The organism is Enterobacter sp. T2 (genome assembly GCF_010692925.1).
Taxonomy (GTDB): Bacteria; Pseudomonadota; Gammaproteobacteria; order Enterobacterales; family Enterobacteriaceae; genus Enterobacter; species Enterobacter kobei.
The window spans coordinates 3,793,696-3,817,820 of sequence record NZ_CP048736.1; the positions used below are offsets into that span (position 1 = coordinate 3,793,696).

Here is a 24,125-nt window from a genome sequence, read left to right on the forward strand (position 1 = left end):
AAAAACCAAAAAAAGCACCTTACCGCCATGGCTGCGCCTTCAGAGCCGTTTTAGTTAATGCTAAAAATTGTGCTTTCCGGTACTATGCGGCGGTTTTTTCCGCATTACTGAGAGCGATCATGTCCACCACACTGTTTAAAGATTTCACCTTCGAAGCCGCCCACCACCTTCCGCATGTTCCTGAAGGGCATAAATGTGGCCGTCTGCACGGGCATTCGTTTATGGTGCGTCTTGAGATCACCGGTGAAGTTGATCCGCATACCGGTTGGATCATGGATTTTGCCGAACTGAAGGCCGCGTTTAAACCGACCTACGACCGTCTGGATCACTACTATCTGAATGAGATCCCGGGCCTTGAAAACCCGACCAGCGAAGTGCTGGCAAAATGGATTTGGGATCAGATGAAGCCGCTGGTACCACTGCTGAGCGCAGTGATGATCAAAGAGACCTGCACGGCAGGCTGCGTGTATCGCGGAGAGTAAAAAAATAGCCCGGCAAAACCGGGCTTTTTTTTAGGCTATATTCAGGTACTTGTGCGTCTGCATCGACAGGCGCCAGTTACGCGCGATGCAGGTTTCAATACACAGACGCGTCGCATCTTCTTTCTGGCTGATAGGCTGCAGGGCAATCACCCGCTGCTTTTCATCCGTCAGCGTCGCCAGCAGTTCGTCCAGCGCTTCGATATCGCGCACGCGCCCTACCGGGTGCTTAATCTCATCCGCGCGTTCCAGCGCCTGAGAGAGCACGTCATACCCGCCGCGCATATTCACTTTTGGCGAAACCGTCACCCAGGTAGAGTGAGAGCAGCGCACTTCGTGGGTGCCGCTGGTTTCAATCTGGCAGCTGTAGCCGTTCTTTTCGAGCAGCTCGGTCAGCGGGGTCAGATCGTGGATACAGGGTTCACCGCCGGTGATCACCACATGGCGCGCCGTCCAGCCCTGACGACCAATAATCGCCAGCAGATCTTCTGAACTGCCCGCGCCCCACTTATCGCTCTCTTTGGTTTTCGCCAGAATGCTAAACAGCGACACTTCCCGATCTGCGAGCTTATCCCACGTATGTTTGGTATCACACCAGGCACAGCCAACCGGGCATCCCTGTAAACGAATAAAGATAGCGGGAACACCGGTAAAGTAACCCTCGCCTTGCAGGGTCTGGAACATCTCGTTAATCGGGTACTGCATAGTCATCTCAGTTAAGGGGATAAACGATAAGTATCGCAGATCCCCGCCGGATGGTCATGCTCCATCGGTGCTTTGCGCGCTAATCGCCGCCATAAACCGTTCGGTAATTTGCTGTGGACGGGTGATCGCGCCGCCGACGACGACCGTGTGCGCACCCAGCGCCAGGCACCGGGCCGCGCGCTCAGGCGTATCCACGTTCCCTTCGGCAACCACGGGAACCGTCACGGCCGCCAGCACGGCCTTCAGGAACGCGCAGTCGTTCTCCGGAAGCGAATGGCCTGCCGTTTCCGCCGTATAGCCGTAAAGCGTCGTGCCGACGCAGTCAAAGCCCAGCGCCTGCGCCGTCACGGCTTCGTCCACGGTGGAAATATCCGCCATCAGCAGTACCGAGGGGTAGCGCGAGCGGATGCGCATGACCAGCGTTTCCAGGGATTCCCCACCGGGACGCTCCCTGGCCGTGGCATCAAGGGCTATGATTTCCGGAGAGACGGCCATGAGCTCATCCACCTCTTTCATCGTGGCGGTGATAAACACTTCGCTTTCCGGGTAATCCCGTTTGATGATGCCGATGACAGGCAAAGAGACCTGCTGCTTAATGGCCTCGATATCCACCACGCTGTTGGCACGAATGGCAGCGGCCCCGCCCTGCGCCGCCGCCAGCGCCATCCGCGACATAATAAACGGGCTATGCAGCGGTTCATTCTCCAGCGCCTGACAGGAGACGACCAGTTTTCCCTTCAGGTTATCCAGTACAGTTTTCATTACGATAAAATCTCTTCCACTTCGTTTTTGATAATGGTGACGTGCGGGCCATAAATGACCTGAACCCCGTTACCGCGCACGATAACGCCGCGCGCGCCGGTCGCTTTCAGCGCCGCGTCATCCACCTTGCTGCCGTCTTTGACCGTGACGCGAAGGCGCGTGGCGCAGCAGTCCACCTCGTCCAGATTGTCTTTTCCACCTAATCCGGCGATCACCGCCGCAGCACGCTCGCTTTGCGGCAGACTCACTTCATCAACCATCGCCGTCTTTTCACGGCCCGGCGTGGCGAAATCAAAACGGTTAATCAGGTAGCGGAAGGTGAAGTAGTAAAGGAAGAACCACGGCACGCCGACCAGCGGAACGAACATCCAGTTGGTTTTGGCCTCCCCCTGCAAAATACCGAACAGCACGAAGTCGATAAAACCGCCTGAGAAGGTTTGCCCGATGGTGATATGCAGCATGTGTGCAAGCATGAACGCCAGCCCGTCAAACAGCGCATGGATGACGTAAAGCACCGGCGCAATAAACAGGAAGGAGAACTCGATGGGCTCGGTAATGCCCGTCAGGAAAGAGGTTAACGCCGCAGAGAGCAGAAGCCCGGCAACGCGCTTTTTGTTCTCGGGTTTTGCCGTGTGGTACATCGCCAGACACGCGCCGAGCAGGCCAAACATCATCGTAATAAAGCGCCCGGACATGAAGCGCGACGTGCCTTCATAAAACTGACGCGTCGTCGGGTCAGCCAACTGGGCAAAGAAGATACGCTGCGTACCCTCCACCAGATGACCATTGACGATCTCGCTGCCGCCAAGGGCCGTGGTCCAGAACGGAAGATAGAAGATGTGGTGCAACCCGAACGGGCCCAGCATGCGTAAAATGAAGCCGTACAGCAGGGTGCCCAAATAACCTGTGGCGTCTACCAGCCCGCCCAGACCAAAGATCAGTTTCTGGAAATGCGGCCAGACCACGGTCATCAGCGCGCCGACGAGTATCGCCGCCAGCGAGCTGATAATCGGGACAAAGCGCGAGCCGCCAAAGAAGCCCAGGAACTGCGGAAGGGCAATTTTATTAAACCGGTGATGCAACGCGCAGGTCACGAGACCAATCACTACGCCGCCAAATACACCCGTTTCCAGCGTCTGAATCCCCAGCGTCATCCCCTGCCCCACGGCCCCCGGGTTATCCTGCGCCAGTTTGCCGGTGAGGATCAGCAGCGCGTTGATGGTGGCGTTCATCACCAGAAACGCCAGTAACGCCGCCAGCCCTGCCGTGCCTTTATCACTTTTTGCCAGCCCAACGGCCACCCCAACCGCAAACAGCACCGAGAGGTTCGCAAATACGATGGAACCTGCACTGCTCATGATGGTGAAAACCGCCTGCAGCCAGCCCACATCTAAAAACGGATAGGCCGTCAGCGTATTGGGATTCGACAACGCGCCGCCTATCCCAAGCAGCAGACCCGCCGCAGGCAACACGGCGATGGGCAACATAAACGATTTGCCGAAGCGCTGCGCTTTTTCAAACCATCCCCCCGAAGAGGCTCCACTGAACATTTGCATCATTTTTTCATCCCTCATTTATTGATGAAAATTTTTACCATATAAATATTTAATAGTGAAAATTATCATCAAAAACCAGGAGACCGATCATACTTTTTCAAAATGACTGGCATCTTTCCCCCGCTTTCCGTCACACTAGTCACAGAGAAACGCATTAAGGACCTGGCATGTCGGACCATGAAAATCTGCTGCTGAAGCTCCGCCAGGAGGCTTCCGGGTACAGCCCAACACAACAAAAACTCGGCGAGTTTGTCCTCAGCGATCCCGCCCGAGTGCTCTACCTGACGATCACGGAACTGGCGCGCGAGAGTCACACCAGCGAGGCCAGCGTGACGCGTCTTTGCCGGACGCTGGGCTGCAAGGGCTATAACGAATTCAAAATGGCGCTGGCGCTGGATATTCAGCAGGGTCAGCCCGCGCGAGAGGCCGGGGATGAAATTGATAACGTGGTGGATGAGTCAATCCTGGCTCTGCAGGATACCGCCAGGCTCCTGGACCGGGCGCTGCTTGAAAAAGCCGCACTGGCACTGCATCAGGCGCACTCCGTGCAGATCTATGGCGTCGCGGCCAGCGCAATCCTCGGTGAGTATCTGCATTACAAGTTATTAAGGCTGGGTAAACCCGCACAGTTATTTAGCGACATGCACCGCGCAGCCATGAATGCGGCAACGCTCTCGGCTGAAACGCTGGTCGTGGCTATCTCCAGTTCCGGTTCTACGCGGGATTTACTTCATGTGGTGAAACTGGCCCGCAAGCGCGGCGTAAAGGTTCTGGCGCTCAGCAACACGCCACGTAGCCCGCTGGCTTCCCTGAGTGATATGCAACTGGTAGCCGCCAAGCCAGAAGGCCCGCTTAGCGCTGGCGCGCTCAATGCAAAGGTGGGTGTCATGCTGCTGGTCGAATTGCTGACCACCTCTCTTATTGCGCTGGACAACCATTACGCGGATGTTAGCCAGCAAACAGCCAGCGCTACGCTTCCTTTGCTGCTCTGAAAATATTACGCAGGCTACATAAACTAGCCTGCTTTTTACGTTACTCAATTTCCCTTAAGCAAAATTTAATTTATTTTCCAGATAAATGTTTGGTGTAACAAAATATTTTATTTATTACATTTTCAATGCTGTAACCACCCTAATCCTGAATCATAAAAATACATACAAATCATAAAGTTGAAATATAATTATTTATAAATTGAATTTTTCACCTTTCCGCAATGTCCAATATCTCCACCTGATTTCCTTTCCTTAAAATAAGCTTAAGACGCTGCCTGTTTCGGCGATTTATTATTTAAATGCCGTTTACTTTTGCGCGCCTACAATCCGCCTCATCAATCATAATGAGACGGTATTAATGAAGATGTTATTGATTACAGGCGTGACCGGTTTCCTGGGCGGTGCAGTACTTGAAAAAATCCTGACGAGCGATCAATCCGTGAAACTCCTTTTGCTTGCCCGCGCCGGCGATCCGCAAAGCGGGCTGGAGCGCGTGCAGGAGAACATGCGTAAGTTCAACGTTTCTGAGGAGAAACTGGCTTCCCTGAGCGTGGAGAATATTATCATTGGCGACCTCAGTCAGCCGGAGGCCTTTCTGAACGATCCGCGACTGAACCAGGTCACGCATGTGGTTAACTGCGCGGCTGTCGCCTCATTTGGAAACAACCCGCTTATCTGGAAGGTAAACGTCGACGGTACCCTTGCGCTGGCACGCCGCATGGAACAGGTCACTGGACTGCAGCGTTTCCTGCACGTAGGCACCGCAATGTCATGCACCCCGGAGCAGGATTCACTGGTCGCGGAAAGTGCTGAATTTAGAGAAAATGCTGAACATCTGGTGGAATACACTTATTCGAAGTCAACCATTGAAAAGCTGATGCGTCAGGCGTGCCCGGACCTGCCGCTGCTTATCGCCCGCCCCTCCATCGTCGTCGGCCATACCCGTCACGGCTGCACGCCGTCGAGCAGCATCTTCTGGGTCTTTAGTATGGGCCTGATGCTGCAAAAGTTTATGTGTTCAATGGAAGACCGGATCGACGTAGTGCCGGTGGATTATTGCGCCGACGCGATGTTAATGCTGCTCGGCAGCAACGCGCGTCCGGGTGAGGTGGTGCATATTTCTGCCGGGGAAGAAAACAGCGTTCGCTTTGCAGACATCGATCAGGCGATGGCGCAGGCGCTGGAGAAAGCGCCCGTCGGTGATAAGTATGCGCAGGTCAGCTACGAAACGCTGGTCAGAATGCGCCGCGAGCTGAAAACGATTTTTGGTCCATGCAACGAACGCCTGATGCTGAGAGCGATGCGCTTATACGGCGCCTTTGCCACGCTGAACGTGCGCTTCAGCAACGATAAGCTGCTCAGCATGGGAATGCCGAAACCCCCGCGTTTTACGGATTATATCGCCCGCTGCGTCCAGACCACCCGGGGATTGACCATCCCGGAGCAAATGGCGGTCGATTTTAAATAGCCAAAAAAATGCCAGTCTTTCGACTGGCATTTTCATTTAAGGCTTAAGCAATTATGCCTGGCCTTTGATCTCTTTACGACCGTTGTATGGTGCTTTTTCGCCCAGTGCTTCTTCGATACGAATCAGCTGGTTGTATTTAGCAACACGGTCAGAACGGCTCATAGAACCGGTTTTGATCTGGCCTGCAGCGGTACCCACTGCCAGGTCAGCAATGGTTGCATCTTCAGTTTCACCAGAACGGTGAGAGATGACAGCGGTGTAGCCAGCGTCTTTCGCCATTTTGATCGCGGCCAGGGTTTCGGTCAGAGAACCGATCTGGTTGAATTTGATCAGGATGGAGTTAACGATGCCTTTCTCGATGCCTTCTTTCAGGATCTTGGTGTTGGTTACGAACAGATCGTCACCAACCAGCTGGATTTTGTCGCCCAGTACTTTGGTCTGGTATGCGAAACCATCCCAGTCAGACTCGTCCAGACCGTCTTCGATAGAGACGATTGGGTACTGTTTGGTCAGGTCTTCCAGGAAGTGAGTGAACTCTTCGGAGGTGAACGCTTTGTTGCCTTCGCCAGCCAGAACGTATTTACCGTCTTTGTAGAATTCAGATGCCGCACAGTCCATCGCCAGGGTGATGTCTTTGCCCAGCTCGTAGCCAGCAGCTTTTACTGCTTCTGCGATAACAGCCAGAGCTTCTGCGTTAGAACCCAGGTTTGGCGCATAGCCACCTTCGTCACCTACAGCCGTGTTCATACCTTTAGCTTTCAGAACTTTAGCCAGGTTGTGGAACACTTCAGAACCCATACGTACCGCTTCTTTCAGGGATTTCGCGCCAACTGGCTGAATCATGAATTCCTGAATATCAACGTTGTTGTCTGCGTGCTCACCACCGTTGATGATGTTCATCATTGGTACAGGCATGGAGTATTTGCCTGGGGTGCCGTTCAGTTCAGCGATGTGCTCGAACAGTGGCATACCTTTAGCAGCCGCTGCTGCTTTGGCGTTCGCCAGGGAAACCGCCAGGATTGCGTTCGCACCGAAGTTAGATTTGTTTTCAGTACCGTCCAGATCGATCATGATCTTGTCGATGCCAGCCTGGTCTTTAGCGTCTTTGCCAATGATGGCCTGAGCAATAGGACCGTTTACAGCGCCAACCGCTTTCAGTACGCCTTTGCCCATGAAACGGGATTTGTCGCCATCGCGCAGTTCCAGCGCTTCGCGGGAACCCGTAGAAGCACCTGATGGAGCAGCTGCCATACCGACGAAACCACCTTCCAGATGAACTTCAGCTTCAACGGTCGGGTTACCACGGGAGTCGATGATTTCACGACCGATGACTTTAACGATTTTGGACATTAGATTTTCCTCAGTACAAGTTAAACTAAAACTCCAGACAAACAACGCGTACCAAAGGTACGCGTTGCCGTTCTAACTTTTTTTACTTCGCCTGACGCTTCTGGTACTCGCTGGCGGCTTTCACGAAGCCTGCAAACAGCGGATGCCCGTCACGCGGCGTTGAAGTAAATTCCGGGTGGAACTGGCAGGCAACAAACCATGGATGGTTTGGCACTTCAATGATCTCGACTAACTGATCATCCCCGGAGCGGCCCGCAACGCGCAGGCCCGCAGCTTCAATTTGTTTCAACAGCATGTTGTTGACTTCATAGCGGTGACGATGGCGCTCGGTGATGACCGATTCGCCATACAGCTTGCGAACCACGCTATCGTCGGACAGCTGGCAGGCCTGTGCGCCAAGACGCATTGTGCCACCCAGATCGCTCTTCTCGGTACGGACTTCGACGTTACCGTCTTCGTCGCGCCATTCCGTAATCAGCGCCACTACAGGGTACTTACAGTCTGGCACAAATTCCGTAGAGTTCGCGTTTTCCATTCCCGCTACGTTGCGCGCAAATTCGATCAGCGCAACCTGCATACCCAGGCAGATGCCGAGGTAAGGAATATTGTTTTCACGCGCGTAGCGTGCAGTGGCGATCTTGCCTTCAACACCGCGGTAGCCAAAGCCGCCAGGGATGAGAATCGCATCCAGATCTTTCAGAATTTCCACGCCACGCGTTTCAACATCCTGCGAATCAATCAGCTTGATGTTCACGGAGACGCGGTTCTTCAGACCACCGTGTTTCAGCGCTTCGATAACTGACTTATAGGCATCCGGCAGTTCAATGTACTTGCCGACCATACCGATAGTCACTTCGCCCGCCGGATTGGCTTCTTCATAGATAACCTGTTCCCATTCAGACAGGTTAGCTTCCGGACAGTTCAAGCTGAATCGTTTACAAATATAATCGTCCAGGCCCTGCGATTTCAACAGGCCCGGGATTTTATAAATGGAATCGACATCTTTCATTGAAATAACGGCTTTTTCAGGCACGTTACAGAACAATGCAATTTTCGCACGTTCGTTCGCCGGGATAGCGCGATCGGAACGGCAAACCAGGATGTCAGGCTGAATACCGATGGAGAGCAGCTCTTTAACAGAGTGCTGAGTCGGTTTGGTTTTCACTTCACCTGCAGCCGCCATGTAAGGCACCAGCGTCAGGTGCATGAACAGCGCATGCTCACGACCAATATCTACCGCCAGCTGACGAATCGCTTCGAGGAACGGCAGGGATTCGATATCCCCTACGGTACCGCCGATTTCAACCAGCACTACGTCATGCCCTTCGCCACCGGCAAGGACACGCTCTTTGATGGCGTTAGTGATGTGTGGGATAACCTGAACGGTCGCGCCCAGGTAGTCACCGCGGCGCTCTTTACGCAGAACGTCGGAGTAGATGCGGCCAGTCGTAAAGTTGTTACGACGGGTCATTTTGGTACGAATGAAACGCTCGTAGTGGCCAAGATCCAGATCGGTTTCAGCGCCGTCTTCAGTAACGAACACTTCCCCGTGTTGGGTTGGGCTCATGGTGCCAGGATCGACGTTGATGTACGGATCCAGTTTCATCATGGTCACATTGAGGCCACGGGCTTCAAGAATGGCTGCGAGGGAGGCTGCGGCAATGCCTTTACCCAGAGAGGATACGACCCCGCCGGTCACAAAAATATAGTTCGTTGTCATGCTGAACCTGAGAAGTTAGGGTGAAACGATGGAATAACCAGGACGGGAAAGTAGTATACCCGAACACGGCGAGCGCCACAAACTTTCATTCTCCATCTCCATTCCAGGCCATGACAAACATAAGGAGTGAGAAAATAGCCCCTTTTGGGTAAATGTTTTTGACGCAAATCAAGCGCTTGTCATTTAAAAAATCACACAAATTGCGCTTGATCGCAAAATTCCGTTAGAGATCAGATTCCTGGCGTTTTACTTCCTGCCAGACTTCTTCCATCGCCTGGAGGTCAATTCCGGTCATTTCCAGGCCGCGCGAGGCGACAATCCGCTCCACTTCACGAAAACGACGTTCGAATTTCAGATTGGCTTTTTGCAATGCGGTTTCCGCTTTTACACCTAAATGGCGCGAAAGGTTGACGGTCGCAAACAACAGATCGCCCATCTCTTCCTCAAGCTTTGCTTCATCCACCACCGCCTGCTGCGCTTCGTGCATAACCTCGTCGATCTCTTCATGCACTTTATCCAGCACCGGCCCCAGAGAGTCCCAGTCAAAACCGACGGCGGAACAACGCTTTTGAATTTTATGCGCGCGCATCAGCGCAGGCAGACTCAGAGGAATATCGTCCAGCGCCGAATGCTGGGATTTTTCAGCACGCTCGGCGCTTTTTATCTGCTCCCAGCGGGCCAGTACTTCCGCGCTGTTGCCTGCGGTGGCATCGCCAAAGATATGCGGGTGACGGCGCTCAAGCTTGTCACTGATAGCGGCGCAGATATCATCAAAGTTAAAGCGCCCTTCTTCCTGCGCCATCTGGGCGTAGAACACCACCTGGAATAGCAGGTCGCCGAGTTCACCACGCAGGTCGTCAAAATCCTCGCGAGAAATGGCGTCCAGCACCTCGTAGGTCTCTTCAAGCGTGTACGGGGCGATGGTGGAGAAAGTCTGCTCTTTGTCCCACGGGCAGCCGTTTTCCGGATCGCGCAGGCGTTTCATGATGCCGAGCAGGCGGTCGATTTGAGTCATAGTGTTTTCCATTAAAAAACAAGCCGGGTGGCGGCAAAGCCTTACCCGGCCTACAGAAGAGTGTATTTACCCGCCGTGCAGACGACGCGCGTCAATCACATCCGGCACCTGGTTCAGTTTGCCGAGCACGCGACCCAGCACCTGCAGGTTGTAGATTTCGATGGTCATATCGATGGTGGCAAGCTGCTCGCGGGTATCGCTGCGGCTGGCAACACCCAGCACGTTGACCTTCTCGTTGGCGAGAATGGTGGTGATATCGCGCAGCAAGCCGCTGCGGTCATTGGCGGTAACACGCACCACCAGCGAGTAGCCGGCGGAGTAGCTCTCCCCCCAGACCGCTTCCACGATGCGCTCCGGCGCATGGGACTGCAGCTCGGCAAGCTGGTCACAGTCGGAACGGTGGATCGAGATCCCGCGCCCCTGGGTGATAAAGCCGACGATGTCGTCGCCCGGAATTGGCTGACAGCAGCGGGCAATGTGGTGCATCAGATTGCCCACTCCCTCGACCACTACCCGGCCATTGTCTTTACTGCGCTGCTGCGGGGCGTAGGTTTTCTGCTGCAGCTGCTTCAGCGCCGCCGCGTCCTGCTCTTCCGCGCTTGGCTTATTGAACTGCGCCTGCAGGAAGTTAACCATCTGATTGAGACGAATATCGCCGCCGCCAATTGCCGCTAACAGCTCGTCAAGCTCGTTGAAGTTGTAGCGCGGCAGCAGGAATTTCTCGGCCTCTTTCAGGCTGATCCCGATATGTTCCAGTTCGTCGTCAAGGATCTGACGACCGGCAAGGATATTTTTGTCACGATCCTGCTTGCGGAACCAGGCGTGAATTTTCGAGCGCCCGCGGCTGGTGGTGACGTACCCCAGGTTCGGATTAAGCCAGTCCCGGCTCGGGTTAGGCTGCTTCTGGGTGATGATTTCAATCTGATCGCCCATCTGCAACTGGTAAGTGAACGGGACGATGCGCCCGCCGATTTTCGCCCCGATACAGCGGTGCCCCACGTCACTGTGGATGTGGTAGGCAAAATCAAGCGGCGTTGAACCGGCTGGCAGGTCGACCACATCCCCTTTCGGGGTAAAGACGTAGACCCGGTCGTCAAAGACCTGGCTGCGGACTTCGTCGAGCATTTCGCCCGAGTCGGCCATCTCTTCCTGCCACGCAATCAGCTTGCGCAGCCAGGCGATGCGATCCTCGTGACCAGAACGCGCTCCGCCCGACGTTCCCTCTTTGTATTTCCAGTGCGCGGCAACGCCCAGCTCGGCATCTTCGTGCATCTGTTTGGTGCGGATCTGAATTTCGACCGTTTTGCCGCCAGGGCCAAGCACCACGGTGTGAATGGACTGATAACCGTTAGGTTTAGGGTTAGCCACATAGTCATCAAACTCATCCGGCAGATGGCGGAAGTGAGTGTGTACGATCCCCAGCGCGGCGTAGCAGTCCTGCAGACGTTCCGCCACGATACGCACGGCACGCACGTCAAACAGCTCGTCAAAGGCGAGGTGTTTTTTCTGCATTTTGCGCCAGATGCTGTAGATGTGCTTAGGTCGCCCGTAGACTTCGGCGCGCACGTTCTCTTCTTTCATCGCCTGGCGCAAGCCGCCGACGAACTCCTCGATATAGTGCTCGCGGTCAATGCGTCGTTCATGCAGAAGTTTGGCAATGCGCTTATATTCCGCCGGGTGCAGATAACGGAAGCAGTAATCTTCCAGCTCCCATTTGAGCTGACCGATACCTAGCCGGTTCGCCAGCGGCGCATAGATGTTTGTACACTCTTTGGCGGCCAGCACGCGCTCGTCTTCCGGCGCATCCTTCACCTCACGCAGGTGGGCAATACGCTCGGCCAGTTTGATGACCACACAGCGGAAATCATCCACCATGGCCAGCAGCATCCGGCGGACGTTATCGACCTGCTCAGAGGAGACGGAATCGGTGTGCGCGGCTTTAAGCTGGCGGATAGCCGCCATATCGCGCACGCCGTGGATCAGCGCGACGACGGATTTTCCGACGCTCTCACGCAGCACGTCTTCCGTCACGACGTTCGCATCGGCGAGAGGAAACAGCAACGCGGCCTGCAGCGTTTCAATATCCATGTTCAGCATGGATAAGATTTCAACCATCTCCACGCCGCGCCACAAAAGGAGATCGGCATCCGGATGACCCTGTGTGGTGCGAAGACAGTAGGCCCAGGTTTCGGTTAAGCGTTCACACGACTGCTGGCTGGAAATTCCCAGACTTGCGATCCATTTTTGTGGGTCAAACTCCCCAGCTTTATTGAGATGTGCACTTCTTACCGCAACCATTGTCCTCTCCTTTAGGGACCAGGGCCTGTCGAAGTCGACAAGCCAAACAAATTAGATGTGCTCGAACAACACCATCGATTCCAGATGCCCAGTGTGCGGGAACATGTCCAGCATTGCCAGACGCTGAATTTGGTAACCCGCGCTGATTAATGCCTCACTGTCACGGGCAAGCGTTGCCGGGTTACAGGAAACATAGACCACACGCTTCGGGGCAAGTTTAATCACATGCGCCATGACGCCCGGGGCACCGGCGCGCGCCGGGTCGAGCAGGATTTTGTCAAATCCCTGCTGTGCCCACGGCTGTTGCGTCACATCTTCCTCAAGATTTTGATGAAAGAATGTCACATTTTGCAAGCCGTTCTGTTGTGCGTTCTCCTGCCCTTTAGCCACCAGCGCTTCAACGCCTTCCACACCGACGACGCTTGCTGCTTTTCGCGCCAGCGGCAGCGTGAAGTTGCCCATGCCGCAGAACAGATCGAGCACCCGGTCGGTGGGCTGTATATCAAGCCACGCCAGCGCTTTCTCAACCATCTGCTGGTTTACGCCATCATTTACCTGAATGAAATCCCGCGGGCTAAACGTTAAGCGTAGCCCGTTTGACGCATACCAGGGCGCATCACCGGTAACCTGTTCAAGTATCTCGCTTTGTGGAGCAAGGAAAAGCGCCAGGTCGTGGGAATGCGAAAAGCGTTCCAGTTTTTCGCGATCTTTTTTCGATAATGGCGCGGTATGGCGCAACACCATCAGCGGGCCATTATTGGCCATGACCAGTTCGACATGCCCAAGATGGCCAACGCCGTCCAGTCCTGAGAGGCAAGTGCGCACGTGCGGAAGCAATGCTTCAAGATGGGGCACTAAAACAGGGCACTGCTTCACATCAACAATATCGCTGGAGGCCGCTTTGCGAAAACCCATCTCCAGCCGCGCCGTTTTGGGCTGATAACTCAGACTCAGACGCGCGCGGCGACGGTAGCCCCAGGGCTCATCGGCAATAACTTCGTTCACGTCGTGCTTCAGCAGACGCGCCAGGGCGCGGCTTTTGCTTTTTTGCTGTAATTCTGTGCTCGCATGCTGTTGCTGGCAGCCTCCGCAAACGCCAAAATGCGGACAGCGTGGCGCAACGCGCGCCGGGCTATCGTTGAGGCGACGCTTCACCTGTCCGCGCGCGTACTGGCGTTTGTCTTCCGTCAGCGTAATTTCTGCTCGTTCTGTTGGCAGCAAACCTGTTATAAACAGAGTCTTACCATTGTGATGTGCCACCCCCTGACCAAACGGGTCAAGGTCTGTGGCTTCAACAGTAATGATTTGACGCGTCGTCACGCGTCGTTTTGCAGAGTAGAATTGCGCCATCGCCGAGATTTTTCTCACATAAACATAATTATCTTAATTGTCCCATAACGGAACGCCATGACCAACTACAGCCTGCGCGCGCGCATGATGATTTTGATCCTCGCCCCCACCGTTCTCATCGGTTTGCTGCTGAGTATCTTCTTTGTGGTGCACCGCTATAACGATTTGCAGCGACAGCTGGAGGATGCAGGCGCCAGCATCATCGAACCGCTCGCCGTCTCAAGCGAGTACGGGATGAACCTGCAAAACCGCGAATCCATTGGGCAGTTAATCAGCGTGCTTCACCGACGCCACTCGGACATCGTACGCGCCATTTCCGTTTACGACGAACATAACCGCCTGTTTGTCACCTCGAATTTTCATCTCGATCCGGCGGCCCTGAAAATCCCGGACGGTACACCTTTCCCGCGCCATCTCACCGTACTGCGGCGCGGCGATATCATGATCCTGCGCACGCCGATCGTGTCGGAAAGTTATTCCCCCGACGAGTCTGCGCAATCTGACGCCAAATCCAGCGATAACATGCTGGGCTATGTGGCGCTGGAGCTGGATCTCAAGTCAGTCCGGCTACAGCAGTACAAAGAGATTTTTATCTCTGGCGTGATGATGCTGTTCTGTATTGGTATTGCACTGATCTTCGGCTGGCGCCTGATGCGCGACGTAACGGGCCCCATCCGCAATATGGTCAATACTGTTGACCGCATCCGCCGGGGACAGCTCGACAGCCGCGTAGAAGGTTTTATGCTGGGCGAGCTGGATATGCTGAAAAACGGCATCAACTCGATGGCCATGTCGCTGGCGGCCTATCACGAAGAGATGCAGCATAACGTTGACCAGGCGACGTCTGACCTGCGCGAAACGCTGGAGCAGATGGAGATCCAGAACGTTGAGCTGGATCTGGCGAAAAAGCGCGCCCAGGAAGCGGCGCGGATTAAATCTGAATTCCTTGCCAATATGTCGCACGAGCTGCGTACACCGCTCAATGGGGTGATCGGCTTTACCCGCCTGACGCTGAAAAGCGAGCTTAACCCGACGCAGCGCGATCATCTGCACACCATTGAACGTTCGGCCAACAACCTGCTGGCGATCATTAACGACGTGCTGGACTTCTCCAAGCTGGAGGCGGGCAAGCTTATTCTGGAGAGCATACCGTTCCCGCTGCGCGGTACGCTCGATGAAGTGGTCACGCTGCTCGCCCACTCGTCACACGACAAAGGCCTTGAACTGACGCTTAACATCAAAAACGACGTGCCGGATAACGTCATCGGCGATCCTCTGCGCCTTCAGCAGGTCATTACCAATCTTGTTGGCAACGCCATTAAATTCACCGAAAGCGGCAACATCGACATTCTGGTAGAAAAACGCGCGCTCAGTAATAACAAGGTACAGATTGAGGTTCAGATCCGCGATACCGGGATTGGTATTCCCGAGCGCGATCAGTCGCGTCTGTTCCAGGCGTTCCGCCAGGCCGATGCCAGTATCTCCCGCCGTCATGGCGGTACCGGTCTGGGGCTGGTGATTACGCAGAGGCTGGTAAACGAGATGGGCGGCGATATCTCTTTCCACAGCCAGCCAAACCGCGGTTCAACCTTCTGGTTCCACATTAACCTGGATCTCAATCCGAACGCGTTGACCGACGGTCCGGTGACAAGCTGCCTGAACGGTAAGCGTCTGGCCTACGTCGAGCCTAACGCGGCGGCCGCGCAGTGCACGCTGGATATTTTAAGCACTACACCTCTGGAGGTAGTCTACAGCCCTACCTTCTCGGCGCTTGCCGTTGAGCACTACGACATTCTGCTGATGGGCATTCCGGTGACGTTCACCGGCGAACTGACCATGCAGCAGGAGCGGCTGGCGAAAGCCGCGTCGATGACTGACTATCTGCTGCTGGCGCTGCCCTGCCACGCTCAGATAAACGCGGAAGAGTTGAAAAACGACGGGGCAGCCGCGTGTCTGCTTAAACCCCTCACCGCCACCCGCCTGCTGCCCGCCCTCACGGAGTATTGCCGTCTTAGCCAGCATGCCCTTCCGCTGATTAACGATGAGCAAAAACTGCCGATGAGCGTGATGGCAGTTGATGACAACCCGGCAAACCTGAAGCTCATTGGCGTGTTGCTGGAAGATCAGGTTCAGCATGTGGAGCTGTGCACCAGCGGCACGCAGGCCGTTGAACAAGCCAAACAGATGCAGTTCGATTTAATTCTGATGGATATTCAGATGCCGGGCATGGATGGCATTCGGGCCTGTGAGTTGATCCACCAGCTGCCACATCAGCAGCAAACACCGGTGATTGCGGTCACCGCGCATGCGATGGCCGGTCAGAAAGAGAAGTTACTGAGCGCCGGGATGAATGATTATCTGGCGAAACCTATCGACGAAGAGAAGCTTCATAACCTGCTGTTACGCTATAAGCCGGGACATATTGGCGGAAGCTACACGGTTTCCAGCGAGCCGGTTGAGGTCGCCGTCAATCAAAACGCAACCTTTGACTGGCAGCTTGCGCTGCGTCAGGCGGCAGGTAAACCCGATTTAGCCCGCGAGATGCTGCAAATGCTGGTCGCGTTTCTGCCGGAGATTCGTAATAAAGTTGAAGAACAGCTTGTGGGGGAACACCCGGATGAACTGCTGGAAGCCATCCACAAGCTTCACGGCAGCTGCGGCTATAGCGGCGTACCGCGGCTTAAAAATCTCTGCCAGCTGCTGGAGCAGCAACTGCGCGCAGGTACGCCAGAATCGGAGCTGGAACCTGAGTTTCTGGAGCTGCTGGATGAAATGGATAACGTGACGCGTGAAGCGATGAAGGTATTGGGGAGCTGAGATAAAAGCCCGGTGGCGGCTTCGCCTTACCGGGCCTACGATTGCGGGTGCGGCCTGATGCCCTCACCCCAACCCTCTCCCACGGGGAGCGGGAGAACTACATTCCCTGCCCCACTTTCAGCACCGCCGCGATATTTCTGGCGGTCATCTGTACATTCGCGCTGGCATTTTCCAGCGCATCTTCCAGCGAGCAGATGGTGTAAATCACGCTAAACACCGCATCAATGCCGTGATCGTGAACCACGCCAACATCCGCCGTCAGACTGCCCGCAATCCCGATAACGGGTTTGTTAAAGCGTTTCGCGACCTTCGCTACCCCCACCGGGACTTTGCCGTGGATCGTCTGGCTGTCGATGCGGCCTTCGCCGGTGATAACCAAATCTGCATCGGCCACCTGGTCGGCCAGGTGCAGCGCATCGGTTACAATCTCAATGCCCTGGCGCAACTGTGCGCCGCAAAAAGCGTACAGCGCCGCGCCCATGCCCCCCGCCGCACCACCGCCAGCAAGGTTTAGCACATCCATATCCAGATCCCGGGCAATAATCCGCGCATAATGAGCAAGCGCATTGTCCAGGGTAATGATCATCTCAGGCGTGGCTCCCTTTTGCGGGCCAAATACGGCTGACGCGCCATCCTTTCCAACCAGAGGATTGGTCACGTCGCAGGCGACCTCAATCCGGCACTCGGCCAGACGCGTGTCCAGGCCGCTCAGGTCGATACGCGCGAGTTTTCCCAGCTCGCCTCCGCCCTGCCCCAGCGGCTGTTCACTGGCGTCGAGCAGCTTCGCCCCCAGCGCCTGCATCATCCCGGCCCCGCCGTCATTGGTGGCGCTGCCGCCGATACCGATGATGATATGCTTAACGCCCGCATCCAGCGCGTGACGGATAAGTTCACCAGTGCCCCAGGAGGTCGTTTTCAGGGGATCGCGCTGCGAAGGCGCAACCAGTTCCAGACCGCTTGCCGCCGCCATTTCAATAAAGGCGCTCTGTTCGTCACCCGAAATCCCGTAAAATCCTTCCACCCGCTCGCCGAGGGGACCGGTCACCGGGACATGTACCCTTCGCCCCTGCGTTGCCGCGATCATCGCCTCAACGGTGCCTTCTCCTCCATCCGCGACCGGCAGTTTGACGTAAACCGCCTCGGGAAAGATCTCGCGAAAACCGCGCTCTATCGCTGTCGCAACCTCAAGCGCACTCAAACTTTCCTTATACGAGTCCGGTGCGATAACAATTTTCATAAGCCATCCTTACGCATAGTCGTTACGTTAAGCATACACTACGTAAAGAACCGCCAATGGGAGCGGTCCCAGTGCGTTTATCGTACCATGCACGGACGTTTATTGTCGAATGTCCAGTCGGGGATCAGATACTGCATCGCCATCGCGTCGTCCCGCGCGCCCAGACCGTGTTTCTGATAAAGCTCGTGCGCTTTCATCACCTGGTCCATATCGAGCTCAATGCCCAATCCCGGCGTTGAAGGCACCTGCACCATGCCACCTTTTATCTCAAACGGCGCTTTGGTCAGGCGCTGATTCCCCTCCTGCCAGATCCAGTGGGTGTCGATAGCGGTAATGGTGCCCGGTGCGGCGGCGGCAACGTGGGTGAACATTGCCAGCGACACGTCGAAGTGGTTATTAGAATGCGATCCCCAGGTCAGGCCAAACTCATGGCACATCTGCGCCACGCGGACCGAGCCCTGCATCGTCCAGAAGTGCGGGTCAGCCAGCGGAATATCGACGGATTGTAATGACAGGGTATGCCCCATCTGACGCCAGTCGGTGGCAATCATATTGGTCGCGGTCGGCAGCCCAGTGGCGCGACGGAATTCCGCCATCACTTCGCGGCCCGAGAAACCTTGCTCGGCCCCGCAGGGATCCTCGGCATACGCCAGCACACCTTTGAGCTGTTTACCTATTTTGATCGCTTCATCAAGCGACCATGCACCGTTTGGATCAAGCGTCACGCGCGCCTGTGGGAAACGTTTTGCCAGCGCGGAAATGGCCTCTGCCTCTTCTTCACCCGCCAGCACGCCGCCTTTCAGTTTGAAATCATTGAAGCCATATTTTTCGTATGCCGCTTCCGCCAGCCTCACCACCGCATCCGGGGTCATCGCCTCTTCATGGCGCAGCCGGTACCAGTCGCATGCTTCCTTCGTCTGGCTTTGGTACGGCAGCGGCGTCAGTGTGCGATTGCCGACAAAGAACAGATAGCCAAGCATTTCTACTTCTGAACGCTGCTGCCCCTCACCCAGCAGCGAGGCAACGTTAACGCCCAGGTGCTGGCCCAGCAAATCCAGCATTGCGGCTTCAATCCCGGTCACCACGTGGATGGTGGTTCGCAGATCGAAGGTTTGCAGCCCCCTGCCACCCGCATCGCGGTCGGCAAAGGTGTTGCGCACGGTGTTGAGGACATTTTTGTACTCACCCAGCGTTTTGCCCACCACCAGCGGAATGGCATCCTCCAGCGTTTTACGGATCTTCTCCCCGCCCGGAGTTTCACCCACACCGGTATGGCCGGCATTGTCTTTGATAATGACAATATTGCGGGTAAAGAACGGTGCATGTGCCCCGCTCAGGTTCATCAGCATGCTGTCATGACCCGCGACCGGAATGATTTGCATGGAAGTGACGACAGGGGTCGTAAAAGTACTCATCGTGTAATCCTTTTATCAGTGACGTCCAAAAACAGGGCGCTTACGGTCAAATGTCCAGCCGGGAATAAGGTATTGCATCGGGCCTGCGTCATTACGCGCACCGCCCGGTAGTTTTTTATACGCCTCGTGGGCTTTATGAAGCTGATCCCAGTCAAGCTCCACGCCCAGGCCCGGCGCATTGGGTACAGCAATCTTGCCATTTTTGATTTCCAGCGGATTTTTCGTCAGGCGGGCTTCGCCTTCCTGCCAAATCCAGTGGGTGTCGATAGCGGTCGGATTTCCCGGTGCCGCGGCGCCAACGTGGGTGAACATCGCCAGCGAAATGTCGAAGTGATTGTTGGAGTGGCAGCCCCAGGTCAGTCCCCAGTCATCGCACAGCTGCGCCACACGCACCGCGCCGGAGAGCGTCCAGAAGTGCGGGTCCGCCAGCGGAATATCGACAGCGTCCAGCATCACCGCATGCCCCATTTCGCGCCAGTTAGTGGCAATCATATTGGTGGCGACCGGTAAGCCGGTGGCACGGCGGAATTCGGCCATGACTTCACGGCCAGAGAAGCCCTGCTCCGCGCCACACGGGTCTTCTGCGTAGGTCAGCACGTCTCCCAGACCTTTGCACAGGCTGATGGCTTCCTCCAGCAGCCAGGCGCCGTTAGGGTCAACGGTGATACGCGCCTCCGGGAAACGTTTTTTCAACGCCCGGGCGGTTTCAATCTCCTGCTCACCGGGCAGCACGCCACCCTTGAGCTTGAAATCTTTGAAGCCGTAGCGATCCTGAGCCGCCTCGGCCAGGCGGACCACCGCGTCGCGGGTAAGGGCTTGCTGGTGGCGCAGCTGATACCAGTCGTGGTTACCCGGTGATTGCGCCAGATAGGGGAGATCGGTTTTCGTGCGATCGCCCACGTAGAACAGATAGCCAAGCACGGTGACGGCATCACGCTGTTTGCCCGGCCCCAGCAGCTCGCAGACCGGGACATTCAGCGCCTTACCCAGTAAATCAAGCAGGGCGGCCTCCAGCGCGGCCACCGCGTTTACGCGCAGCTCAAACGTCCAGGCTCCTTTACCGAAGGTATCAAAATCTGCCGACTGATTGCCCTTATGCACCCGTTGAACCACCTTGTTCAGGCGGGCAACCTCCTGGCCCACCACCTGCGGAATTGCATCGACCAGGGTCTGGTAGATCACCTCCCCGCCAGGCGCCTCACCCACGCCAGTATTTCCTGCGCTATCAGTCAACACCACGATATTGCGGGTAAACCACGCATTGTGCGCGCCGCCAATATTGAGCAGCATGCTGTCCTGCCCGGCCACGGGAATAACGTTCATTTCAGTCACGATGGGGCTTGATTGCGTTGTCATCAGCCACGCTCCACTACGGGTTTGAGTTCAATACGTTTGATATCCCCCACCAGCACCAGGTAACTCAGGACTGCCACCAGCGCATGCACGCCGACGTAGATCAGTGCACCGTTGAATGAGCCCGTCGTACCAACGATGTAGCCAATCGCGATTGGCGTAACAATCCCGGAAATGTTGCCAAACATGTTGAAAAGACCGCCGCTCAGGCCGCTGATCTCTTTTGGCGCGGTATCCGCCATCACCGCCCAGCCCAGCGCGCCAATGCCTTTGCCGAAGAAGGCCATCGCCATAAAGCCGATAACCATCCACTCGGCGCTGACGTAGTTGCAGAACACCATAGTCATGGAGAGCAGCATGCCGAGCACAATCGGCGTTTTACGCGCGATGTTCAGCGATCCGGTGCGGCGCATCAGCCAGTCGGATATCACCCCGCCGAGCACGCCACCGATAAAGCCGCAGATCGCCGGGATCGAAGCAACAAATCCCGCTTTCAGGATCGACATCCCTCGCGCCTGCACCAGGTACACCGGGAACCAGGTGATGAAAAAGTAGGTTAGAGCGTTGATACAGTACTGGCCCAGATAGATGCCGATCATCATCCGCGTACCGACAAGCTGTTTGATCTGCGCCCATTTCTGGCTGAACGGGACTTTTACTTTCCCGGACTTCTGATCCATGTTGATCAGCGCACCACCTTCCGCAATGTACTCCAGCTCTTTCTTGTTTACGCCAGGATGCTGATTCGGTTCGTGGATCACTTTCAGCCAGACGAAGCTAATGATGATCCCTAGCCCGCCCATAAAGAAGAAGACGTGCGACCAGCCCACTTCGTGCGTCAGCCAGCCCATAATGGGTGCGAAGATCACCGTGGCGAAATATTGGGCGGAGTTAAAAATCGCCACCGCCGTTCCCCTCTCCTGCGCCGGGAACCAGGCCGCGACAATACGACTGTTGCCCGGGAAGGAAGGCGCTTCTGCCAGACCTACCAGGAAGCGCAGCGTAAAGAGCGCGACGATAATGCCAAAACCGTTGAAAACATCGACAAAGCCCTGCAAAAGGGTAAATGCAGACCAGATAAAGATGGACCAGAAATAGACACGTTTAGAGCCAAAACGGTCCAGAAGCCAGCCGCCTGGAATTTGCCCGATGACGTAGGCCCATGAGAATGCGGAGAAAACGTAACCCATGCCCACCGGATCAAGGCCGATATCTTTTGCCATTTCAGAGCCGGCAATCGACAGCGTGGCGCGGTCACCATAGTTAAAGGATGTGACGATAAACAGCATCACCACTATCCAGTAGCGGGCATTCGTGCGCTTCTCAGCGCTGCTCGCTGCGTGGCTTAATGTACTCATTGTTGCACTCCTGAAACATAGCTTTCGCCTGGTTCATTCTGTACAGCACCGGTAGGGTAATCAGAATGAGATGTGTTTTGTCGTTTTGGTACGGCCTGAAGCCGTTTTATAAGTGACCGGAAAAGTATATGAAGGAGTAACACGTTCTCTCACCGTGCAAAAACACAGTATTAAAGGGTGTGCGAGCGGTTGTTTATGGCATAAGCCCAGGCAAGTGGAAGGTGGTTCACGGAATTGAGGTTTGGTGCGGGGTGTATTGCCGGGTGGCGGCTTCGCCTGACCCGGCCTGGAAAACTATTTCAGGAGCGTAGCCCACTGCTCGACCCACGGGTTCGATTCGCTTTCCGGTTCAGGATGCTCACCGGCATCAATCAGCAGCATCTCGCCGACGCGCTGGGCGCTCTGTTCCTGCAGGAGCGCATCAAACTGCTTGCCGCCGCCGCAGAAGTTTGCGTAAGAGCTATCGCCCAGGGCAATGATGCCGTAGTGAACGTCCGGCTGATAGCCAAGCTGGTCTTTAATGCCCTGGAAAAGTGGCACGATGCTGTCCGGCAGATCGCCCTGCCCGGTAGTGGACGTCACCACCAGAATGTATTTATCTTTGTACTTTTCCCAGTCTGCCAGTTCCGGGTCTTCATAGACCGTGGCTTTATGGCCCTGGCTTGCCAGAATCGCCTCAGCCTCTTCCGCTACCAGCAGTGAGTTGCCGTACATAGTGCCGACAAAAATGCCTACTTCAGCCATGATATTTTTCCCTATGAATGCGTTTACTGTTCATCCTGAACGTTGCCAGATACAAACTCAACCCTTTCATTTTCGGGGAGTTGCCCCAGCCAGCCAAACTGTGACAGCGCCTGCATCCAGACATCGTCCAGCCCTGCACGGATATTCAGCGGTTCGCCGGTAAACGGGTGGGTCAGGCTAAGCTCGCTGGCGTGTAACATCAGTCGGTTACAGCCAAAATGCTCGGCCGCGCTGCGATTCTGGCGCAGATCGCCGTGCTTGCTGTCGCCAATAATCGGGTGGCGCAGGTGCGCAAGATGGCGTCGCAGCTGGTGTTTACGCCCGGTTTTGGGCAAAAGCTCAACCAGGCTGTAGCGCGTAGTGGGGAATTTGCTGGTTGCCACCGGCATTTCCGTGGTCGCCATGCCGCGATAATCCGTCACGGCAGGCTGCGGGCCTTTGTCATCGCGGGCAAATTTATCGGCGATTTTATCCAGCTCCTCTACCAGCGGATAGTCGAGCGTGGCGGCGTCCGTCAGCCAGCCGCGCACGATCGCGTGGTAGCGTTTCTGGATCTGGTGCTGTTCGAACTGCTGAGACAGCAGACGTCCCGCCTCGCTGGAAAGCCCCATCAGCAGCACGCCGGAGGTCGGTCTGTCGAGACGATGGGCGGTAAAAACATGCTGACCAATCTGGTCGCGTACGGTCTGCATCACGACCACTTTCTCGTCGCGATCCAGCCAGCTGCGGTGCACCAGCCAGCCAGACGGTTTATTCACCGCCACCAGCCACTCGTCCTGATAGAGGATCTCAAGCGTCATGCATCTTCACCGGCAAACAGGGCATCCAGTTTTTCCAGCTCAACCAGCATGACCGCGCGCGCAGGGTGCGTCGCCTCAATGGCCATTTCATAATAGGGAGAGACCGCAAACGCCTGCGGCAGCGGATGACCGCCTTCCAGCAGCGCGTGCATGCGCGGAATTAACACCCACTGGAGCCACTCGAACGGGGCCAGGGTATCCAGACAAAATGGCTGGGTGCTGGCGAACGCTTCCGGCTGCGGCGCGGTCTCTTGCCACAGCTGATGTTGGCGCAAAAGGGCTTCGATGGCGTGCAACTGAGCACGAATGCTATCGTGTTGCGTCATGGTAACCTCAACTGAAAAAGTGAACGGCGCGCAGCATAGCATTGCGGGAGGCAGAAATAAAAAAAGGGAGCACTGTAAAAACAGTGCTCCCGGTTCGTTCCGCAGCATTCCAGCTACAATTCGTGCTCCCTGCTCATCCGTGACAACTTTTCCTGATGCCCGAAGGGCTGGTCATCCGTCTACCTTTCGCATCCTGCACACATCTTCCTGACGTGCTTGTTTCATCCTGAAACGTCCTGGCCTTCCTGACCCACCGACCGTCCTGTTCGGCTCTCGTTCTCCTTCCTGGAGGTGTCCCTTACGCGTCCTGCGTTATCCCTTTGCTTCATCCTGAAGCCTTCCTGCAGCGTCATCCTGACGTGTCCTGAGTAAGAAACGCC

At 55.6% G+C, this 24,125-nt stretch carries 19 protein-coding genes; 4 read left to right on the forward strand and 15 right to left on the reverse strand.

Going from position 1 to position 24,125, the window contains the following annotated elements:
- Nucleotides 1-119: 119 nt before the first annotated feature.
- On the forward strand, nt 120-482 hold the full coding sequence (queD, locus tag G0034_RS18220; RefSeq protein ID WP_014885039.1) for a 6-carboxytetrahydropterin synthase QueD: 363 nt from the start codon (nt 120-122) through the stop codon (nt 480-482).
- Nucleotides 483-512: 30 nt separating this feature from the next.
- Here the strand turns inward: queD and queE are convergent, their stop codons facing one another.
- The 3 genes from queE to G0034_RS18235 are packed head-to-tail and all read right to left on the reverse strand — an operon-like array spanning nt 513 to nt 3,505.
- Nucleotides 513-1,184 (reverse strand): 7-carboxy-7-deazaguanine synthase QueE, encoded by a 672-nt coding sequence (queE, locus tag G0034_RS18225; RefSeq protein ID WP_014885040.1) that lies wholly within the window; start codon nt 1,182-1,184, stop codon nt 513-515.
- A 54-nt stretch (nt 1,185-1,238) separates the two neighbouring features.
- On the reverse strand, nt 1,239-1,946 hold the full coding sequence (locus tag G0034_RS18230) for an N-acetylmannosamine-6-phosphate 2-epimerase (protein ID WP_023331196.1): 708 nt from the start codon (nt 1,944-1,946) through the stop codon (nt 1,239-1,241).
- Entirely contained in the window at nt 1,946-3,505 is a 1,560-nt protein-coding gene (locus G0034_RS18235) for a maltose/glucose-specific PTS transporter subunit IIC (RefSeq protein ID WP_179121170.1), read from the reverse strand. The genes G0034_RS18230 and G0034_RS18235 overlap by 1 nt, the downstream gene beginning before the upstream one ends.
- 164 nt (nt 3,506-3,669) lie before the next feature.
- Between G0034_RS18235 and G0034_RS18240 the strand changes: the two genes are divergently transcribed.
- The gene (locus G0034_RS18240; RefSeq protein ID WP_014885043.1) at nt 3,670-4,494 is read left to right on the forward strand and encodes a MurR/RpiR family transcriptional regulator; all 825 of its coding nucleotides are present in this window, start codon (nt 3,670-3,672) and stop codon (nt 4,492-4,494) included.
- A gap of 358 nt (nt 4,495-4,852) precedes the next feature.
- The gene (locus tag G0034_RS18245) at nt 4,853-5,962 is read left to right on the forward strand and encodes an SDR family oxidoreductase (RefSeq protein WP_179121171.1); all 1,110 of its coding nucleotides are present in this window, start codon (nt 4,853-4,855) and stop codon (nt 5,960-5,962) included.
- A gap of 51 nt (nt 5,963-6,013) precedes the next feature.
- On the opposite strand, the gene eno is transcribed toward G0034_RS18245, so the two are convergent.
- From eno to rlmD, 5 genes are all read right to left on the reverse strand, one after another.
- A complete protein-coding gene (gene eno, locus G0034_RS18250; protein WP_014885045.1) occupies nt 6,014-7,312 on the reverse strand; it encodes a phosphopyruvate hydratase in 1,299 nt (432 codons plus the stop codon).
- Nucleotides 7,313-7,394: 82 nt separating this feature from the next.
- The gene (gene pyrG / locus G0034_RS18255) at nt 7,395-9,032 is read right to left on the reverse strand and encodes a glutamine hydrolyzing CTP synthase (protein ID WP_014885046.1); all 1,638 of its coding nucleotides are present in this window, start codon (nt 9,030-9,032) and stop codon (nt 7,395-7,397) included.
- Nucleotides 9,033-9,255: 223 nt separating this feature from the next.
- Complete coding sequence (gene mazG, locus G0034_RS18260; protein WP_014885047.1) at nt 9,256-10,047, reverse strand: nucleoside triphosphate pyrophosphohydrolase; 792 nt, start codon at nt 10,045-10,047, stop codon at nt 9,256-9,258.
- A gap of 66 nt (nt 10,048-10,113) precedes the next feature.
- Entirely contained in the window at nt 10,114-12,345 is a 2,232-nt protein-coding gene (gene relA, locus G0034_RS18265) for a GTP diphosphokinase (RefSeq protein WP_014885048.1), read from the reverse strand.
- Between the two features lie 51 nt (nt 12,346-12,396).
- The gene (gene rlmD, locus G0034_RS18270) at nt 12,397-13,695 is read right to left on the reverse strand and encodes a 23S rRNA (uracil(1939)-C(5))-methyltransferase RlmD (protein ID WP_179121172.1); all 1,299 of its coding nucleotides are present in this window, start codon (nt 13,693-13,695) and stop codon (nt 12,397-12,399) included.
- A 57-nt stretch (nt 13,696-13,752) separates the two neighbouring features.
- Here rlmD and barA point away from each other — a divergent pair, with 57 nt between their 5' ends.
- Nucleotides 13,753-16,512, forward strand: a complete 2,760-nt coding sequence (gene barA / locus G0034_RS18275; protein ID WP_179121173.1) for a two-component sensor histidine kinase BarA — start codon at nt 13,753-13,755, stop codon at nt 16,510-16,512.
- Nucleotides 16,513-16,609: 97 nt separating this feature from the next.
- On the opposite strand, the gene G0034_RS18280 is transcribed toward barA, so the two are convergent.
- The 7 genes from G0034_RS18280 to G0034_RS18310 form a co-directional block, all read right to left on the reverse strand.
- Nucleotides 16,610-17,749, reverse strand: coding sequence for a glycerate kinase (locus G0034_RS18280; protein WP_014885051.1), 1,140 nt, complete (start codon nt 17,747-17,749; stop codon nt 16,610-16,612).
- Between the two features lie 77 nt (nt 17,750-17,826).
- On the reverse strand, nt 17,827-19,164 hold the full coding sequence (gudD, locus tag G0034_RS18285; RefSeq protein ID WP_179121174.1) for a glucarate dehydratase: 1,338 nt from the start codon (nt 19,162-19,164) through the stop codon (nt 17,827-17,829).
- Between the two features lie 15 nt (nt 19,165-19,179).
- Complete coding sequence (locus G0034_RS18290) at nt 19,180-20,520, reverse strand: enolase C-terminal domain-like protein (protein WP_179121175.1); 1,341 nt, start codon at nt 20,518-20,520, stop codon at nt 19,180-19,182.
- Entirely contained in the window at nt 20,520-21,875 is a 1,356-nt protein-coding gene (locus G0034_RS18295) for an MFS transporter (RefSeq protein WP_014885054.1), read from the reverse strand. The genes G0034_RS18290 and G0034_RS18295 overlap by 1 nt, the downstream gene beginning before the upstream one ends.
- Nucleotides 21,876-22,169: 294 nt before the next feature.
- Complete coding sequence (locus G0034_RS18300; RefSeq protein ID WP_023337703.1) at nt 22,170-22,619, reverse strand: flavodoxin; 450 nt, start codon at nt 22,617-22,619, stop codon at nt 22,170-22,172.
- 23 nt (nt 22,620-22,642) lie between these two features.
- Nucleotides 22,643-23,419, reverse strand: a complete 777-nt coding sequence (gene truC / locus G0034_RS18305) for a tRNA pseudouridine(65) synthase TruC (protein ID WP_023331205.1) — start codon at nt 23,417-23,419, stop codon at nt 22,643-22,645.
- The gene (locus G0034_RS18310; protein WP_023337705.1) at nt 23,416-23,745 is read right to left on the reverse strand and encodes a YqcC family protein; all 330 of its coding nucleotides are present in this window, start codon (nt 23,743-23,745) and stop codon (nt 23,416-23,418) included. The genes truC and G0034_RS18310 overlap by 4 nt, the downstream gene beginning before the upstream one ends.
- Nucleotides 23,746-24,125 lie beyond the last annotated feature (380 nt).

Bases quoted from the DNA above. Each gene is read 5' to 3' on its own strand.
- gudD (WP_179121174.1), bottom strand. From the start codon at position 19,164: ATGAGTACTTTTACGACCCCTGTCGTCACTTCCATGCAAATCATTCCG.
- G0034_RS18280 (WP_014885051.1), bottom strand. From the start codon at position 17,749: ATGAAAATTGTTATCGCACCGGACTCGTATAAGGAAAGTTTGAGTGCG.
- queE (WP_014885040.1), bottom strand. From the start codon at position 1,184: ATGCAGTACCCGATTAACGAGATGTTCCAGACCCTGCAAGGCGAGGGT.
- queD (WP_014885039.1), top strand. From the start codon at position 120: ATGTCCACCACACTGTTTAAAGATTTCACCTTCGAAGCCGCCCACCAC.
- mazG (WP_014885047.1), bottom strand. From the start codon at position 10,047: ATGACTCAAATCGACCGCCTGCTCGGCATCATGAAACGCCTGCGCGAT.
- G0034_RS18235 (WP_179121170.1), bottom strand. From the start codon at position 3,505: ATGATGCAAATGTTCAGTGGAGCCTCTTCGGGGGGATGGTTTGAAAAA.
- barA (WP_179121173.1), top strand. From the start codon at position 13,753: ATGACCAACTACAGCCTGCGCGCGCGCATGATGATTTTGATCCTCGCC.
- rlmD (WP_179121172.1), bottom strand. From the start codon at position 13,695: ATGGCGCAATTCTACTCTGCAAAACGACGCGTGACGACGCGTCAAATC.
- G0034_RS18310 (WP_023337705.1), bottom strand. From the start codon at position 23,745: ATGACGCAACACGATAGCATTCGTGCTCAGTTGCACGCCATCGAAGCC.
- G0034_RS18245 (WP_179121171.1), top strand. From the start codon at position 4,853: ATGAAGATGTTATTGATTACAGGCGTGACCGGTTTCCTGGGCGGTGCA.
- G0034_RS18300 (WP_023337703.1), bottom strand. From the start codon at position 22,619: ATGGCTGAAGTAGGCATTTTTGTCGGCACTATGTACGGCAACTCACTG.
- G0034_RS18240 (WP_014885043.1), top strand. From the start codon at position 3,670: ATGTCGGACCATGAAAATCTGCTGCTGAAGCTCCGCCAGGAGGCTTCC.
- G0034_RS18290 (WP_179121175.1), bottom strand. From the start codon at position 20,520: ATGACAACGCAATCAAGCCCCATCGTGACTGAAATGAACGTTATTCCC.
- eno (WP_014885045.1), bottom strand. From the start codon at position 7,312: ATGTCCAAAATCGTTAAAGTCATCGGTCGTGAAATCATCGACTCCCGT.
- pyrG (WP_014885046.1), bottom strand. From the start codon at position 9,032: ATGACAACGAACTATATTTTTGTGACCGGCGGGGTCGTATCCTCTCTG.
- G0034_RS18230 (WP_023331196.1), bottom strand. From the start codon at position 1,946: ATGAAAACTGTACTGGATAACCTGAAGGGAAAACTGGTCGTCTCCTGT.
- relA (WP_014885048.1), bottom strand. From the start codon at position 12,345: ATGGTTGCGGTAAGAAGTGCACATCTCAATAAAGCTGGGGAGTTTGAC.
- G0034_RS18295 (WP_014885054.1), bottom strand. From the start codon at position 21,875: ATGAGTACATTAAGCCACGCAGCGAGCAGCGCTGAGAAGCGCACGAAT.
- truC (WP_023331205.1), bottom strand. From the start codon at position 23,419: ATGACGCTTGAGATCCTCTATCAGGACGAGTGGCTGGTGGCGGTGAAT.